Origin of the sequence: Laedolimicola intestinihominis (assembly GCF_040096155.1) — a bacterium.
In the GTDB taxonomy this organism is placed as follows: domain Bacteria; phylum Bacillota; class Clostridia; order Lachnospirales; family Lachnospiraceae; genus Laedolimicola; species Laedolimicola intestinihominis.
In genome coordinates this window covers 87725-103913 of record NZ_JBBMFE010000005.1, presented here as the reverse complement: position 1 = coordinate 103913, position 16189 = coordinate 87725, and the positions used below count along the sequence as shown (strand labels likewise).

The following is a 16189-nucleotide window of genomic DNA, read 5'->3' as shown; positions in this document are numbered from 1 at the left end:
TCTATCTCCCCTTACACTCCTTGATATAATCCATGTTCAACTCCAGGCCGAGACCCGGCTTCTCGGGAATAGTCATAATACCGTTTACCGGCTCCGGCGCATTCAGGTATACGCTCTTTACAACCTCGTCGAACATAAACAACTTCTCCAGATATACGCCGTTGGGTGCAGCCGCAACCAGATGCATATGCATATGCTCCATGCCATGAGGCGCGAATGCCTTATTAAAGGCCTGGCTCAAAGCCATGATACGGAGCATCTCGGTGTAGCCGCCCACACGGGTGGCGTCGCACTGCAGGATATCTACCGCATGATTCAGAAACAGGTCGCGCACGCCGTAACGGGTATACTCATGCTCGCCGGTAGCCAGCGGAATGTCGGTGCCACGCTTAAATTCTGCCAGTCCCGGAATATCGTCTGCAAATACCGGCTCCTCGAAGAACTCAATGTTGTACTCGCGAATCTTATTAGCAAACTGGATGGCAGTCGCCGCGCGCCACACATTGTTGGCATCCAGCATAAAGCCAATGTCCGGGCCGATAGCCTCGCGGACTGCAGCCACACGTCTTACGTCCTCATCCGGGTTGTTGCCGCCCTCTACGCCGACCTTCAGCTTAATCTTCTTGTAGCCCTTGGAAACCATCATTTTCGCTTCCGCTACCAGTTCCTCTGTGGAATAGCTGGTCCATCCGCCGGACGCGTAAATCGGTACTTCCGGATTGGTGCCGCCAAGCAGACGGAACAGAGGCATACCCAGAGCCTTGCCCTTCAGATCCCAAAGCGCGATATCCACAGCGCTGTAGGCGCAGAAGGCCAGTCCCTTACGGCCAACGCCGCGCATATAGTGGAAGTTCTCCTCATACAGCACTTCCGTCTCGAAGGGGCTTCTTCCAATCATCTTGGGTTCAATCGCATATTTAATGAAATCACGGATGGCCTCGCCGCCTACCTCATGGTAGGTAACACCAATGCCGTGCAGACCCTGGTCTGTACTCACGTCTACCACTGCAAAGCCGATAGTCTCCACATTTCGGGTGGAATCCGCAAAATTTCCTTTTACTCTTGTCTCACAAAGCGTTACGTCAATGCCTGTAATTTTTAAATCATTCATAGTTGTCACCTCATATTATGAAAAATAGATTTTTGTCATTTTATATTATGAAAATAAATTCGGAATAAAGGTTGTCAGGGCCGGTACCCAGGTAATCAGCACAAGTACTGCCAGGCCAACCAGTACAAAGGGTATGATTTGTTTGAACAAATCGGTCAGTTTTACCTTCGCCACATTTGCCGTTACGAACAGCGTCATGCCGATTGGCGGGGAAATCAGGCCTACGGTCAGGTTGAAGCAGCACAGTACGCCAAAGTGAACCGGGTCGATGCCGTATTTCATGGCGATGGGAAGCAGAATCGGGGTCATCATCAGCAGCGCCGGGCTCTGATCCAGCACGCAGCCCAGAATCAGCAGAATGAGATTCACCAGAAGCAGGAATACTGCCGGGCTGTTTACATACTTCATGCAGACTTCTACCATGGCCTGGGGAATACGCAGTACGGTGATAGCGTAGCTCATAGCTGACGCGATGGAGATAATCAGCATAACGTTCGCTGTGGTTTTCGCCGTATTCTTGCAGCATTCCACCAGACTCTTCCAGGTAATTTGACGCTTGCAAATGGCTACAATTAACGCATAGAATACTGCTACCGCACTGGACTCTGTGGCGGTAAATACGCCGCTCACGATACCGCCCAGAATGATAATCGGCAGGCCAAGGGCCGGAAGAGAACGCTTGAAGGAATGCAAAACCTCTCTTGCAGAAGAACGTCTTGCTCTGCAGGGATGATTGTATTTCCGTGCGAAATAGTAGCAGAGCAGCATCTCAGCCAAGCCCAGCACGATACCGGGCATAATGCCTCCCAGGAACATGGCCGATACAGATACGTTGGACGCGCACACTGCGTAAATAATCATAATATTACTGGGCGGGATAATCGGTCCGATGATGGCGCTGGCCGCCGTAACCGCCGCGGAATACTCCTTGGTATATCCAGCTTTGGTCATCATTTCCATCTCGATACGACCCAATCCCGAAGCATCCGCCGTAGCGGATCCGGAGATTCCCGCAAACAGCATACTTGCCAGAATATTGACGTGTGCCAGACCGCCCCGTATATGTCCCACCAGGGTATCGCAGAATTTTACGATGCTCATGGTCAGTCCGCAGCGGCTCATGATCTCGCTGGCCAAAATGAACAGCGGGATACACATATAGGTGAAATTGTATACACCTGAAAACATTTTCTGAGGGATGATAACCATGGCTCCATTTCCGATGGTGAACGCCGAAATGGTCATAAAGCCCATGGCGAAGCTAATCGGAACGCCTACAATTACAACCAGCAGAAAAATAATCAGTAAAACGGCTGCTAACATGATTTCTCATCTCCCTTCTATTCACCCTCGATGGAGCGAAGTTCTTCTTTCTCCTGTTCGGTCAGTTCTATCTCCTCTTCCTTCGGCGGACGGCCCACAAAAGGAAGTAATTCTCCACATAATACGCCCAGTGTCTCGGTCACTGCCTCATATCCCATAAGAATACAGCCCAGGAACGGCGCGCTGTAAAGGAGATATCCCGGCAGATGCAGACTGGTGGAACTCCAGGTCAGCATGGAAATAATTGCGTCCCAGCCATATTTCAGTCCCATAACCAGGAAGATGAATACAATGACTCTGGTAATACAGTACAGTACTACCTTTCCCTTTTTTCCAAGTTTGTCATAAATTACATTGACAGAAGCCATGCTTCCCTCTTTATAACAGATGCCTACCATCAGATAAGTAATCCAAATCAGGGCGTCCTGCGCGTACTCTGTGGTCCATGAACAGGACCAGCTTACAAAATTGACCAGAATGAATCGATATGTAACCTGCAAAAGCAGGTCCGCGGCACAGCTCAATACCAGCAGTACCACAACAGCTTCCAGAATTTTCTGTATCACGCCGGATATCTTGTTCATGCCGTTATAAATTCCACATACAGCTTTTTTCATTCTCCTCCTGCACCTCTCTTTCTTCTTTAATAAAGCTGCCTGTCTGAATATTTTACATATACAAACAGGCAGCTTTTCAGTTTCCTAATTTATTTCTTTTTAGTTTGCCTGCTCAATTGCTGTCAAAAGTCCGTTTACTACATCCTCGCCTACCTGACCGGTTACGTAGTCAATACAGGGCTGTCTCATAGCGGAGTGCCAGTCTTCCAGCTCAGCCTCGGTCGGTGTGTAAACTTCCATGCCGTACTCTTCCAGCTTTGCCACGCCTTCGTCGTTCAGCTTTTTGCAAACTTCAGAAGCCTCCGGAGTAACAGTTTCTGCCGCGTCGGTTACAACCTTCTGCAGATCCTCCGGCAGAGAATCCAGGAACTTCTCGCTGATAGCGAAGGTTACGATGGAAGCGATGTGCTTGTCCAGAACCATGTATTTCTGTACTTCATAAGTCTTGTCGTTCAGAATATTTACAGGCGGGTTCTCCTGTCCATCTACAGTACCGTTCTGAAGCGCTGTATACATCTCGCTGCCTGCCATGGGAACCGGGTTCGCGCCGATTGCGGATACCATCTTCTCGCAAACCTCGCTCTGCATGACACGGAAGGTGATGCCCTTTGCACTGTCTACGGTAGTCAGCGGAGTCTTTGTGGTGGTGAAACAACGCATACCGTTACAGAAGGCTGCCAGTACATGGATACCGGATTCCTCGCCGATCTTGCCGAAGAATTCCTGTCCCCACTCGCCGGACAGAACCGCGTCGCACTGTGCCTCGTCCTTGAACAGAGCCGGGCAGCTTAAAGCCATGGTGTCAGCATAAATGTTGTTCAGGGAGTTTACATTTGCTACCGTCATCTCCAGAGAACCGTTCAGAAGTCCCGCCAGGTTCTCCTCTACACTTCCCAGCTGTCCGGAGGGATAAATCTCTACGCTGATCTGTCCGTTACTGTTCTTTTCTACCTCTTCCTTAAACCGCTCAGTCCAGGTTACCTCCGCGCTTTCCTCTCTCGGAACATCGCCCTGGGTCATACCCAGCTTAATCACGTAGCTCGCGTCTCCGGTGGAGGCGGTATCTGCGGCGTCTGCCGCTGTGTCCTCGGTGGTGTCTGCTGCCGGTGCGTCTGCGGTCGCATCCTTGGAACCGCCGCATGCGGTCATTCCGACTACCATCGTTGCTGCCAGAAGCGCTGCCAAAACTTTCTTTTTCATAGTTATCCTCCTTTTTAATGTTTTCCGTATTTGTAGGACAATTTCTACTGTATCTTTATTATATCCTCTGTTTATTTGTTTGTAAATGTTGTTTTTCGCCAATATATTTATGATGATTTTATGCATTTTGTCTATTTATTCACATTATTGTCCTACAATTATTTTGTTTTGACAGAACAAATCCTTTTGGAAACATTTCCTATGCATGTACAGGCAAAAGGGACTGCCGCTCCATCACCTGTTATCGATGATGAAGCGGCAGTCCCTTCTGGTAGTTCCCACATTTCCCCTGTATTCTGCGTTCTATTTACTTGTTATATTTTTTTCTGCTGCCGATCACTGCGCCAAATGCCGCACCGGCACTGAGGAGCAGCAGAACCAGCCATAAGGAAATGACGTTTGTATCGCCGGTTTCCGGGCTCTTGCCATTTGTTTTCGGACTGGAAGCTGTTGATTTACTATGGCTTGTTTTGGTGCCGGACGATTTCGTGTCGGTCGGCTTTGTGTCAGCCGGCTTTTCCGTAAGCTTCGCTATGATCGTCGCGTCCTTTGTAATTTCCTTTGTGGCGGCCTCGTCGCTGTAATATTTGCCGCAGCCGTCGCAGTACCAGTACTCAATATTGCCCTCGGCGGTCTTGGTCGCCGCCTTTGCCGGAACATGTTGAAGGTGGATATGATTCTGCATATTCAGGCTGCCATATTCCTTTCCGCAGCCGCTGCAGACCGCCTTGTCCTTGCAGGTGGCCTCCCCGCCGTGATGCCGTGCCGCCAGCCTCTGCCATGCCAGTACCGGGAGTTCTGTCGTATCCTCTGCCGCATCGGTCAGGGGCTTGCAGCCCTCGGTGTCCCAGGGATTCTCATCTCCGGTGCGGTTGGCAATCAACAGATTCAGCACGGTGCCGTTGGCAAAGTCGGCTGCTTCATAGGCTGTCGGTGCCACAACCTCGCTTTCGCTGGTATTGTCGTTTGCTCCGATGCCCTTTTCTGCTGTGCCGTTCAGATAATAGCAGTTCTTTATTTTGCCGCCATAGTGCTCATCATCGTAATCATCCCCATAGACATAACCCACAATCGCTCCATATTTGCTTTCACCGCCTGTAGCGCTAACAGTACCCATATTATAACAGGATTCCATTTCCCCTCTATGATGTCCTGCCACACCGCCTGTATGACTGTTACCTGTTACTTTACCCAGATTATAACAATCCTGTATGCCTCCTGCTTCCGGGGTTTCTCCTGCGATACCGCCGATATCGTCATCACCGCTCACCTCACCGGTATTATAGCAATTTTCAACGACTCCACTGTCATTGATATCTCCTACGATACCACCGATATCGTCATCGCCGCTCACGGTACCGGTATTGCTGCAATTTCGGACGATAACATTATCATAGATAACACCTGCAATACCGCCGATATCATCGTCGTCACTGGTAATCGCGCCTGTATTGTGACAATTCTCGATAATTGTATTGTCATTGGCATCTCCTACGATGCCGCTGATATCTCCGTCTCCACGGATCTCACCCGCATTATAGCAATCACGGATGACAACGCTATCATAGCTCTCTCCCACAATACCGCCAATATTATCATCACCTTTTATCGTGCATTCACTCCTGCAGCTTGAAATACTGGTGGTACCTATCGCTTCTCCCGCGATGGCGCCGACATAATCATACCCTTCTATATATCCCGTTACTGTCAGAGCTTTCACTGTGGCATTCTCCAGCTTTGCGAAAAGACCCTGATAGTCATCACTACTATTGGTATACAATCCCCGAATTGTATGACCGGCACCATCAAATGTACCTGTGTAGGGCGCTTCATAAGTTCCAATTGGCGTCCACTCTACCGCTGTCCCATCGGAATAATTACCGTCCGCATCGAAGGTTCCCTCATTGAGTACGATATCATTCATCAGCCTCCCGCAGAGACCAGCTTCTCCATATCACTTTTCCTCCGGTCTTTTTATTAATTAATCGTTTAGTTATACAATATCATAATATAGCTCCGTATACAAGCATCTCTGTGAAAAGATAAAAAAAATAGTGCCTGACCTGACGGCCAGACACCACTTATCCACCATGTGATTCTCTATTCTGCTTTTTTTACCATATTACCTTTATATTTTTCCATAAACATCACGACGCTCTGCTTCAGTACCTCCAGCTGGCTCTTCAGATAATATTCATCCTCAAACATTGCGTAATGCACGCTGGCTCGAATCAGAATAAAGATCAGCGGCGTCAGCACCTCACAGGGAATCCCAAGCTTCGCCTCCAGGCTTATGGCATACTCCATATAACGCCTGCTTACTCCTTTGAAGAACTGCTTGCCGTGTTCGATATACTTCGGATGCGTGTAGACCTGGTACATCAGCCGGTACTTCTTCCCGTGCTTTTTTGCTGTCCAGTAGGGAATCTCATCGATGAAATGCATCAACTCCATCGGATCGGTGGGCGCTTTCGCCATGAAATCATCCTCCACCTTCGCCATACAGTATCCGGTAGACTGTATAATCAGATCGTCCAGATTCTCAAAATACTGATACAGCGTAGCGGAATTACATCCGCAGGCCTCCGCTACTGTCTTGATTCCCACACCTGTCAGGCCATTTTCCGCATAACAGTCGTAGGCCTTTTCCATCAATTCTATTTTTCTCGCCCGCCGGGCCTCTTCGTTTACTGTACGCAAAGCTTTCTTCCGCCTTTATATAAAATAATGGACTGATGATATACTTCAGATTTTCATTTTATCATAGCTTTTTTTATATCGCAATCTCTTCGTAGAGTAAGAAAGAATCCTGCGAAGCAGGATTCTCCGCCTGCGGCGGGTCGCATAAGCGACATGATTCCATTCCGCCGCAGTGCGATCTCCCGGAGGGGCTTTTTGCTCTATAGGAATCATGGCTTTCACACTTTAATGTAACACGGTATTTCCTATAGAGCAAAAAAGGGAATCTCTCACGAGATTCCCTCAGCAGGGCTACAAGGATTCGAACCTTGAAATGACGGAGTCAGAGTCCGTTGCCTTACCGTTTGGCGATAGCCCTATGTCTTAGCGACGAATATTATGATACCATAGTATTTTGTAGAATGCAAGCACTTTTTTCATTTTTTTCGATTTTTTTTCAGCCTTTTGCCGAACGCCGGAAATCGGGCGGCGGATGGACTATTCCTCCGCCACGAAACCACTGTCAAATGTAATGACGCAATGGTAGCGTTCGTCCAGGGATCTCACTTCTTCTTCGATAGCTTCCCGAAGCTTTGGCCGATCATTTTCCCCATAGGAAAAAGGGACAACCACGTCAAAGATCAGATTAATCCACTTTTCTCCATCCACCATACGAAAATCATGCAGGCTCAGACGTTCATCCATCTGATGAAGCACTTCCTGCACCTCTGCCTTCACTTCTGCCACCTGCGCGTCCGCAGTTTCCACCGGATCCATATGAATCACCAGAAAGATTCCCAGCTTCTTTGCCGCGTCCCGCTCGATCCGGTCAATGATCTCATGGGATGTCTCGATATCCACATTGTTCGGCACCTCCGCATGGATGGATGCCAGACTTTTCGTCGGGCCATAATTGTGTACAATCAGATCATGGCTGCCCAGAATGCCGTCATAGCTTTCCACAAATTCTGAAATCTCCCGGTACAGCTTTGGATCCACCGACTGGCCAATCAGCGGCTCCAGCGTATCCTTCGCAATACCGACGCCGGCCCACATGACAAGCAGGGATACCGCCAGGCCCACATAACCATCGATATTAATCTTTGTAAAATAAAAGAAAAGGATCGAACCCATCGTCGCCAGCGTTGTCACCACATCCCCCAACGCGTCTGTGGCTGTCGCCTGCATCACAGTGGAGTTGATCCGTTTCCCCAGCTTCTTATTAAAAAAGCTGAGCCAAAGCTTCACAGCCACGGACGCCAGCAGAATGCCCATGGAAATCAGATTGAAGCTTAATTCCTCCGGCGTCCGGATTTTCGCAATGGCGTTTTTGAAGAAAGTAAAGCCTACCTCAATGACCAAAAATGATACAATCAGCGCCGCAATATATTCGATGCGGCCATGGCCGAATGGATGCTCCTCATCCGCAGGCTTCTCTGCCATTTTTACACCGATGAAACCGATGACGGATGAAGCAGCGTCGGACAGGTTATTGAAGGCGTCCGCCATAACGGACACACTGTGAAGCACCAGTCCCACAGCCAGCTTTCCCCCAAACAGAAGCAGGTTGCAGACGATGCCAACCAGACTGGCCAGCACACCGTAGGCCGTCCGAACCTTCGCTTCCTCTGTATTTTGATAATCTTTTACAAATGTTTTTACCAGTAATTCAGTCATATTTCATTGCCCCCATTTTTCGAACGGCTGTTGCCGATCACTAACTCTCCATATACCGCAATAGCACCAGAAGGCAGCTTTCGCTGCTCTCTGATGCTATTCTCTCTATCATATATTATTTCTACGAAAAATGGAAGTGGATCTTGTTATTTTTTTGTAAATGTGCTATCTTGATAACATCTAATTTAATGACAAGACAGTTGTCCGTTCATTAAACGGCGCTGTCCGGAACTGCGAAGGAGCGCAAATTTATTATGAGTACGATGAAACTGACTCTGCTGACCGACCTCTATGAGCTGACCATGATGCAGGGATATTTCAAGAATCACACCAATGAAACGGTTATTTTCGATGCCTTTTACCGGAAAAATCCCTCTGGAAACGGATTTGCCATTGCGGCTGGTCTTGACCAGGTTATTGATTACATTAAGAATCTGACCTTTGATAAGGATGATATTGCCTATCTGAGAAGCCTGAAGCTTTTTGATGAGGATTTTCTGGATTATCTGAGCAATTTCCATTTCTCCGGCGATATCTACGCGATTCCCGAGGGAACGGTTGTATTTCCGCGTGAGCCGCTGGTAAAGGTTATCGCCCCGATTATGGAAGCACAGTTAGTGGAGACTGCTATTCTGAATATCATCAACCACCAGAGCCTGATTGCTACCAAGTGCGCCCGGGTCGTATACGCGGCTAAGGGCGACGGTATCATGGAGTTTGGTCTTCGCCGGGCACAGGGTCCGGACGCCGGTATCTACGGAGCCCGCGCTGCCATGATCGGCGGCTGTATCGGCACCTCCAATGTGCTGACCGGACAGCTTTTCGACGTGCCGGTTAAGGGTACCCACGCGCACAGCTGGATTATGAGCTTCCCGGATGAGTATACCGCATTTAAGAAGTATTCCGAGCTGTATCCGGATGCCTGCATTCTTCTGGTGGATACCTACGACACTCTAAAATCCGGCGTCCCCAACGCTATCCGCGTATTTACAGAGATGCGCGAAGCCGGTATTCCGCTTACCTTCTACGGTATCCGTCTGGACAGCGGTGACCTGGCTTATATGTCCAAGAAAGCCCGCAAGATGCTGGACGAGGCCGGTTTCCCGGATGCGGTTATTTCCGCTTCCAGCGATCTGGATGAGTACCTGATCAACAGCCTGAAGGATCAGGGCGCAGCCATCACCTCCTGGGGTGTCGGCACCAATATGATTACCTCCAGCGACTGCCCCGCTTTCGGCGGCGTATACAAGCTGGCGGCTGTACAGGATGAAAATGGAGAGTTTATTCCGAAGATTAAGCTTTCCGAAAATTCTGAGAAGATTACGAACCCGGGCAATAAGACGGTGTTCCGTCTCTATGACAATGAGACCGGCAAGATTCGCGCGGATCTGATTGCGCTGGCTGATGAGTCTTATGACGCGGACAAGGATCTGCTGATCTTCGATTCCATAGAAACCTGGAAGAAGACCACCTTAAAAGGCGGCACCTACCATGTACGGGAGCTGCTGGTTCCGGTGTTCCTGAAGGGCGAGTGTGTGTACACTTCTCCCAGCGTTATGGAAATCCGGGATTACTGTAAGAAGGAGCAGGAGACGCTCTGGGATGAGACAAGAAGACTTACCAATCCCCATCAGGTTTATGTGGATCTGTCGGATAAGCTGTTTCGGATTAAGACGGGGCTGCTGGATCAGATGAGCCAGGGTAAGTAGTATACAACGGACGAAAAACCAGGGTGTGACCCTGGTTTTTCTGACTTTTGATTTCGCAAGGGGTGGAGCTACCTGGGGCAGACTCCGCCCCGTTTTAGATTTGAGGGACCGGAGTGGTGGTGTGTTTCAGAAATTCCTCCATGGCCCGCGTCCGGTATCTTCCCGCTTTCCAGTAGAAGCTCAGGTTCCGGCTGCGCCTGTCCTCCGGCAGCTTGAAATAGGCCACGTCGCTGCGGGCGGGAACCTCGCGGATCAGCGTATCGCTGACAAAGGCTATCCCCAGGCCGGAACAGACTACGTGATAGGAGGTCAGCTGCTGATCCAGCTCCAGGGAAATCTCCGGGCTGATTCCGGCCCGTTCCAGAATCTCCACCGCGCGCTTCCGGGTATCATTTTCCGGCTTCAGCATTACAAAGGGCGCTTCCGTAAAGAACTTTAAGGGAACCGGCTTTACCGATTTTTCTTTCCATTTCCCCGTTTCAATCATCTCTTTGCTCAGAATATAAGCCGCCGCCTGCTCCGCAGCCGGAAACTGCCTGGGAACGGCCAGAAACAGAGTTTCTTCTCGATAGACGGCGTGATCGAAAAGTCGGGGATCCAGTCTGCAGTTGTCCAGCATCATGTCAATTCGGCCCTGCTGCAGAAGGCGGGCCAGCTCGGCGGTGCTCTCCTCTATCAACTCCACATGTACCTTAGGGTAACGGACGGAAAATCGACCGATGAGGCCGGGCAATACCCAGGATGCAAAGAGGCTGCTGCCACCCAGCACCAGATTACCGGTTTTCAGGTCGCCCCAATCGTTTACGTAATCGGAGAATTCATTTTCAATGGCCATGATCTGCTCCACGGAGCGGATGTATCGCTCGCCGCATTCGGTCAGGGACAGGGGCTTGGTGCTCCGATCGAAAAGCGGATATCCCACTTTTCCTTCAATTCTTTTAATATTGGCACTTAGGGACGGCTGGGAAATACACAGGCGCTCAGCCGCCCGGGAGATACTTTTTTCCTGATAAACTGCATAGACGTATTCCATTCCGCGGAACATGATTTTCCTCCCCATAACATAATTTTAAAGTTATATAGATTATAGAAATATATGTATTTGCTTATATTGTAGCAGGTTGCTATAATAAGCTCAACAATGAAATTTGAAAAGCGCGCAAAAATCAGGTTTAAAAATTACGTTATTTACTGAAGGAGAATTGTTATGAGCGACAAGACAGAATATAGAGTTGAAAAAGACTCCATCGGTACCAAAGACGTCCCCGAAGACGTGTACTACGGCGTCCAGTCCCTGCGTGCCGCAGAAAATTTCCATATCACCGGACTGAATATGCATCCGGAGATTATCAACAGCCTGGCTTATATTAAGAAGGCCGCTGCCATCACCAACTGCGAGATTAACCTGTTGGATAAGAAGCGGGCAGACGCCATCGTGAAGGCCTGCGACGAGATTCTGGCCGGTCAGCATCACGAGGACTTCATCGTTGACCCGATTCAGGGCGGCGCCGGAACCTCTATCAATATGAATGCAAATGAAGTCATCGCCAACCGCGCCATCGAGCTTCTGGGCGGCCAGAAGGGCGATTACTCCATCGTACACCCCAACGACCATGTAAACTGCGGCCAGTCCACCAACGACGTCATCCCCACTGCAGGTAAGATGACTTCCCTGCGGCTGTTGCAGAATCTGAAGAAAGAGCTTCTTCGTCTTCACGACGCGTTTTCCGTAAAGTCAGAGGAATTTGACCATGTCATCAAGATGGGACGTACCCAGATGCAGGACGCGGTTCCCATCCGTCTTGGACAGGAATTCAAGGCATACTCTGTCGCAGTTATGCGTGATATCCGCCGTATGGACATCGCCATGGACGAGATGCGTTCCCTGAACATGGGCGGTACTGCCATCGGTACCGGTATCAACGCAGACGAAGCTTACTTAAAGCGTATCGTTCCGAATCTGTCTGAGGTATCCGGTATGGACTTTATCCAGGCCTTCGACCTGATTGATTCCACCCAGAACCTTGACCCGTTCGTATCCGTATCCGGCGCTATCAAGGCCTGCGCCGTTACCTTATCCAAGATTGCCAATGACCTTCGTCTCATGTCCTCCGGTCCCCGCGCAGGCTTCCATGAGATTAACCTTCCGGCAAAGCAGAATGGTTCTTCCATCATGCCGGGCAAGGTAAACCCGGTTATTCCTGAGGTAGTGAACCAGGTTGCCTTCAATGTCATCGGAAATGACATGACCATCACCATGGCTGCTGAGGCAGGCCAGCTGGAACTGAACGCTTTCGAGCCGATCATCTTCTACTGCCTGTTCCAGTCCATCGATACCCTGGCTTACGCCGTAGAGACCTTCGTAGACAACTGCGTCGTTGGAATCACTGCCAACGAGGAGCGCTGCCGTTACCTGGTAGAAAACAGCGTGGGTATCATTACTGCCATCTGCCCCCATGTAGGCTACCAGAAGGCCGCCGATATCGCCAAGAGAGCCATGAAATCCGGCGATTCCGTCCGTGAGCTGATTCTGAAGGAGAAGCTTCTGACAGAGGCAGAGCTTGACGAGATTCTGAATCCGGTACAGATGACTGAGCCGGGTATCTCCGGTAAGGAGCTGCTGAAGAAGGACTGATTGAAAACATTTTTCTATGACAATTTCCTAATTACAATCGTTCAAAAAGACCACCGCCTGCGTTTCTGCCATCTTCGCAGGCGGTGATCTTTTATTGCTTTTCCCTGTCCTATGTGTTACACTTAAACTCTGTATGACATATCAAAATGGGGGGGATTTTACAAATGAATTCACACAATCACAAAAGAAGCTCTTTTTCGGGAAAACTGGGCTTCGTACTCTCCGCAGCCGGCGCCTCCGTAGGCCTGGGCAACATCTGGCGTTTTCCGTATCTGGCGGCCAAATACGGCGGCGGTATTTTTCTGCTGGTCTACATCATTCTGGCGCTGACCTTCGGTTATACCATGATCGTGGCGGAGACTGCCATTGGCCGCATGACGAAAAAAAGTCCGGTGGGCGCTTATCACACCTTTGGCAAATCTAAATGGCTGTCCTTCGGCGGTTGGATCAACGCGATTATTCCGATTCTGATCGTTCCTTACTATTCCGTCATCGGCGGCTGGGTAATCAAATACCTAGTGGAATATCTCACAGGACACGGACATGCCCTGGCTGCGGACGGTTATTTCTCCGCCTTTATTTCCAATGGCGTCTCCACAGAGCTTTGCTTCATCGTATTTTCTCTGTGTACCCTGCTGATTATCTACGCAGGCGTCCGCAATGGAATTGAGCGGGTATCCAAGATTATGATGCCGATTCTGGTGGTATTATCCGTCATCATTGCCGTTTACTCCATAACCAGACCGGGGGCTCTGGCTGGCGTGAAGTATTTCCTGGTACCGAATCTGGAGAATTTTTCCTGGATGACCGTAGTAGCGGCCATGGGACAGATGTTTTACTCCCTGTCCATCGCCATGGGTATTCTGGTGACCTTCGGCTCCTACATGAAGAAAGATGTTTCCATTGAAGAGTCCACGAAAAATGTGGAGATTTTCGATACAGCCATCGCGATTATGGCGGGCCTGATGATTATTCCGGCAGTATTCGCCTTCTCCGGCGGAGATCCGGATACGCTGCAGGCCGGACCGGCGCTGATGTTCATCACCATCCCAAGGGTCTTCGACAGCATGGGGATGGGAACTGTCGTGGGTGTCCTGTTCTTCCTGCTGGTACTCTTCGCAGCTATGACCAGCTCCATCGCCCTGACCGAAAGCGCGGTGTCCACCTTCGAGGACGAGCTTGGCTGGGGCCGCAAAAAGGCCACTGTCATGATCGGTATCATTATGCTCGCTCTGGGAACCCTGTCCTCCCTGGGCTACGGTCCCCTGGCTGCTGTGAAAATCATCGGTATGCAGTTTCTGGATTTCTTTGATTTCCTGACCAACTCTGTAATGATGCCCATCGCGGCAGTCGCTACCTGCCTTCTGGTGTCCAGAGTCATCGGCGTAAAGGGAATTGAAGAAGAAGTGCTCCACGGGGAACAGTCTTTTAAGAGAAAGAAGATTTTCCGCGTCATGATCCAGTATCTCGGACCGGTCTTTGCAGTCATTATCCTGCTCAGCTCCGTGTCAAACGCCTTTGGGTGGATTTCCATGTAGTCCTATCCGATATCTTAGAAGAGGTGTTACAAATAGTCAAAACAGGCTATTTGTGACACCTCTTTTTCTATTTGCGCAGGCAAATTCCGCCTTTCTTTTATATATCTCAGCAAATAAATTCTCTCTGCTATTTATAGAACTTTTTGTCGTCATTCCATCTTTTATTTCTTGAATATGTTCATCCATTTATGTATAATATATTATATGATTTTACTTATTTTATTCATTTTTAGATAATATATTATCTATTATAAAAGGGGTTCTTTCATGAACGAATACATCTGGGAAACCGCCGAGGAACTGGACAAAAAAATTGCCGATCGGGTGCGCCTTATCCGAAAGCGCCGCTCTATCTCTCAGGAAAAACTGGCGCAGATCAGCGGCGTCAGCTTCGGCTCTGTGAAACGCTTTGAAACCACCGGACAAATCTCACTTCTCTCATTGACCAGGATTGCCATGGCACTGGATATGGCAGACGATTTGAGACAGCTTTTTACCGAGGTTCCCTATCGGAACATTCAGGAGGTTATCAATGAAAACAAATAAAGTCATTCAGGTACTTTATGACGAAAGGCTGGTAGGCACCCTTGCCCTGACAAGCGCACATAAGGCCGCATTTGAATATTCTGAGGAATGGCTGGAGACCGGCTTTCCCGTCAGTCCCTTTTCGCTTCCGCTGAAGCGCCAGGTTTTTCTTCCATCCAAAGATTATTTTGGTGGACTATTCGGCGTATTTGCCGACAGCCTGCCGGACGCCTGGGGGCGCCTTCTGCTCCAGCGTTTATTAAAACAACAGGAGGAAAATGCGGATCGTCTCACGGTTCTCGACCGTCTCGCTATTGTAGGTTCTTCCGGAATGGGCGCGCTTACCTATCAGCCGCAGTATGATCTTTGCGCGGAACCGGAACTGGATAACCTGGACGTTCTGGCCCGGCAATGTCAGAAGATCCTGAATACCGAATTTTCCGATAAGCTGGATGAATTATACCGTCTGGGCGGAACCAGCGGCGGCGCACGGCCTAAAATCATGACGCAAATCGACGGTGAATCCTGGATTATCAAGTTTCCCTCCCATGTGGACGGCCCGGACGCCGGATTTATGGAATATCAGTACGCTCTGTGCGCGAAGCAATGCGGCATTACCGTAAGTCCGTTCCGCTTATTTTCTTCTGATGTATGTAAAGGCTATTTCGGGACGAAACGCTTTGATCGCGTCATGACTTTCTCCGGTGAAAAACGTATCCATATGCTGACAGCTGCTGCTCTTCTGGAACTGGATTTTGAGCAGCCAAGCCTTGATTACCACAGTCTGATGAAGCTGACGAAGATTTTGACCCGTGATAATCCTCAGGATCTGGAAAATATGTATCGCCGCATGTGCTTCAATGTCTTCGCCCACAACCGGGACGATCATTCAAAGAATTTTACCTATCTTTACGACGATACCACCGATTCCTGGCGGCTGAGTCCGGCCTACGACCTGACCTACAGTAATACTTACTACGGCGAGCACACTACGACCGTCGATGGCAACGGGCGAAATCCCGGCCTGAAAGAATTGGTTGCTGTCGGAACTGCTGCCGGTCTGAAAGCTGATTTGTGTAAAACCATTGCATCTGAAATTGATACCTGCGTAAAAGAAATGCTTGGGGCATATGTTTTGTAAATAATTGGATACAAAAACAGGACACAGCGTTTGC

The 16189-nt window shown here is 49.4% G+C and carries 13 protein-coding genes and 1 tRNA gene; 5 read left to right on the top strand and 9 right to left on the bottom strand.

All coding sequences use genetic code 11. From position 1 onward, the window contains the following. Nucleotide 1: 1 nt before the first annotated feature. From WMO29_RS07340 to WMO29_RS07305, 8 genes are all read right to left on the bottom strand, one after another. Complete coding sequence (locus WMO29_RS07340) at nt 2-1111, bottom strand: mandelate racemase/muconate lactonizing enzyme family protein (protein WP_178039982.1); 1110 nt, start codon at nt 1109-1111, stop codon at nt 2-4. Nucleotides 1112-1156: 45 nt separating this feature from the next. Further along, complete coding sequence (locus tag WMO29_RS07335) at nt 1157-2434, bottom strand: TRAP transporter large permease (protein ID WP_349164364.1); 1278 nt, start codon at nt 2432-2434, stop codon at nt 1157-1159. Between the two features lie 17 nt (nt 2435-2451). Continuing rightward, on the bottom strand, nt 2452-3051 hold the full coding sequence (locus tag WMO29_RS07330; RefSeq protein ID WP_178039984.1) for a TRAP transporter small permease subunit: 600 nt from the start codon (nt 3049-3051) through the stop codon (nt 2452-2454). 99 nt (nt 3052-3150) lie between these two features. Then, nucleotides 3151-4251 carry a TRAP transporter substrate-binding protein gene (locus WMO29_RS07325; RefSeq protein ID WP_349164363.1) on the bottom strand — a complete coding sequence of 367 codons (1101 nt, stop codon included), beginning with the start codon at nt 4249-4251 and terminating at the stop codon, nt 3151-3153. Between the two features lie 307 nt (nt 4252-4558). Further along, the gene (locus WMO29_RS07320; RefSeq protein WP_349164362.1) at nt 4559-6175 is read right to left on the bottom strand and encodes a hypothetical protein; all 1617 of its coding nucleotides are present in this window, start codon (nt 6173-6175) and stop codon (nt 4559-4561) included. 176 nt (nt 6176-6351) lie between these two features. Next, entirely contained in the window at nt 6352-6951 is a 600-nt protein-coding gene (locus WMO29_RS07315) for a TetR/AcrR family transcriptional regulator (RefSeq protein WP_349164361.1), read from the bottom strand. Between the two features lie 286 nt (nt 6952-7237). After that, nucleotides 7238-7309, bottom strand: a tRNA-Gln gene (locus WMO29_RS07310). A gap of 119 nt (nt 7310-7428) precedes the next feature. After that, complete coding sequence (locus WMO29_RS07305) at nt 7429-8607, bottom strand: cation diffusion facilitator family transporter (RefSeq protein WP_349164360.1); 1179 nt, start codon at nt 8605-8607, stop codon at nt 7429-7431. A 254-nt stretch (nt 8608-8861) separates the two neighbouring features. On the opposite strand from WMO29_RS07305, the gene WMO29_RS07300 reads away from it, so the two are divergent. Continuing rightward, nucleotides 8862-10316, top strand: a complete 1455-nt coding sequence (locus WMO29_RS07300; RefSeq protein ID WP_349164359.1) for a nicotinate phosphoribosyltransferase — start codon at nt 8862-8864, stop codon at nt 10314-10316. Between the two features lie 94 nt (nt 10317-10410). Here the strand turns inward: WMO29_RS07300 and WMO29_RS07295 are convergent, their stop codons facing one another. After that, nucleotides 10411-11361 carry a LysR family transcriptional regulator gene (locus tag WMO29_RS07295; protein ID WP_349164358.1) on the bottom strand — a complete coding sequence of 317 codons (951 nt, stop codon included), beginning with the start codon at nt 11359-11361 and terminating at the stop codon, nt 10411-10413. Between the two features lie 162 nt (nt 11362-11523). Between WMO29_RS07295 and WMO29_RS07290 the strand changes: the two genes are divergently transcribed. The 4 genes from WMO29_RS07290 to WMO29_RS07275 all read left to right on the top strand — a co-directional run bounded on the left by WMO29_RS07290 (nt 11524) and on the right by WMO29_RS07275 (nt 16155). Beyond that, nucleotides 11524-12951, top strand: a complete 1428-nt coding sequence (locus WMO29_RS07290) for an aspartate ammonia-lyase (protein ID WP_349164357.1) — start codon at nt 11524-11526, stop codon at nt 12949-12951. A 164-nt stretch (nt 12952-13115) separates the two neighbouring features. Beyond that, on the top strand, nt 13116-14489 hold the full coding sequence (locus tag WMO29_RS07285) for a sodium-dependent transporter (RefSeq protein WP_349164356.1): 1374 nt from the start codon (nt 13116-13118) through the stop codon (nt 14487-14489). A gap of 267 nt (nt 14490-14756) precedes the next feature. After that, nucleotides 14757-15035 carry a helix-turn-helix domain-containing protein gene (locus tag WMO29_RS07280; protein ID WP_178039996.1) on the top strand — a complete coding sequence of 93 codons (279 nt, stop codon included), beginning with the start codon at nt 14757-14759 and terminating at the stop codon, nt 15033-15035. Further along, nucleotides 15022-16155, top strand: coding sequence for a type II toxin-antitoxin system HipA family toxin (locus WMO29_RS07275; RefSeq protein WP_349164355.1), 1134 nt, complete (start codon nt 15022-15024; stop codon nt 16153-16155). Before WMO29_RS07280 ends, WMO29_RS07275 begins: the two co-directional genes overlap by 14 nt. Nucleotides 16156-16189 lie beyond the last annotated feature (34 nt).

What these genes read in the sequence shown, in the direction of transcription:
- WMO29_RS07340 (WP_178039982.1), bottom strand. Translation starts at nt 1,111, where the DNA reads ATGAATGATTTAAAAATTACAGGCATTGACGTAACGCTTTGTGAGACA.
- WMO29_RS07335 (WP_349164364.1), bottom strand. Translation starts at nt 2,434, where the DNA reads ATGTTAGCAGCCGTTTTACTGATTATTTTTCTGCTGGTTGTAATTGTA.
- WMO29_RS07330 (WP_178039984.1), bottom strand. Translation starts at nt 3,051, where the DNA reads ATGAAAAAAGCTGTATGTGGAATTTATAACGGCATGAACAAGATATCC.
- WMO29_RS07325 (WP_349164363.1), bottom strand. Translation starts at nt 4,251, where the DNA reads ATGAAAAAGAAAGTTTTGGCAGCGCTTCTGGCAGCAACGATGGTAGTC.
- WMO29_RS07320 (WP_349164362.1), bottom strand. Translation starts at nt 6,175, where the DNA reads ATGAATGATATCGTACTCAATGAGGGAACCTTCGATGCGGACGGTAAT.
- WMO29_RS07305 (WP_349164360.1), bottom strand. Translation starts at nt 8,607, where the DNA reads ATGACTGAATTACTGGTAAAAACATTTGTAAAAGATTATCAAAATACA.
- WMO29_RS07300 (WP_349164359.1), top strand. Translation starts at nt 8,862, where the DNA reads ATGAGTACGATGAAACTGACTCTGCTGACCGACCTCTATGAGCTGACC.
- WMO29_RS07295 (WP_349164358.1), bottom strand. Translation starts at nt 11,361, where the DNA reads ATGTTCCGCGGAATGGAATACGTCTATGCAGTTTATCAGGAAAAAAGT.
- WMO29_RS07290 (WP_349164357.1), top strand. Translation starts at nt 11,524, where the DNA reads ATGAGCGACAAGACAGAATATAGAGTTGAAAAAGACTCCATCGGTACC.
- WMO29_RS07285 (WP_349164356.1), top strand. Translation starts at nt 13,116, where the DNA reads ATGAATTCACACAATCACAAAAGAAGCTCTTTTTCGGGAAAACTGGGC.
- WMO29_RS07280 (WP_178039996.1), top strand. Translation starts at nt 14,757, where the DNA reads ATGAACGAATACATCTGGGAAACCGCCGAGGAACTGGACAAAAAAATT.
- WMO29_RS07275 (WP_349164355.1), top strand. Translation starts at nt 15,022, where the DNA reads ATGAAAACAAATAAAGTCATTCAGGTACTTTATGACGAAAGGCTGGTA.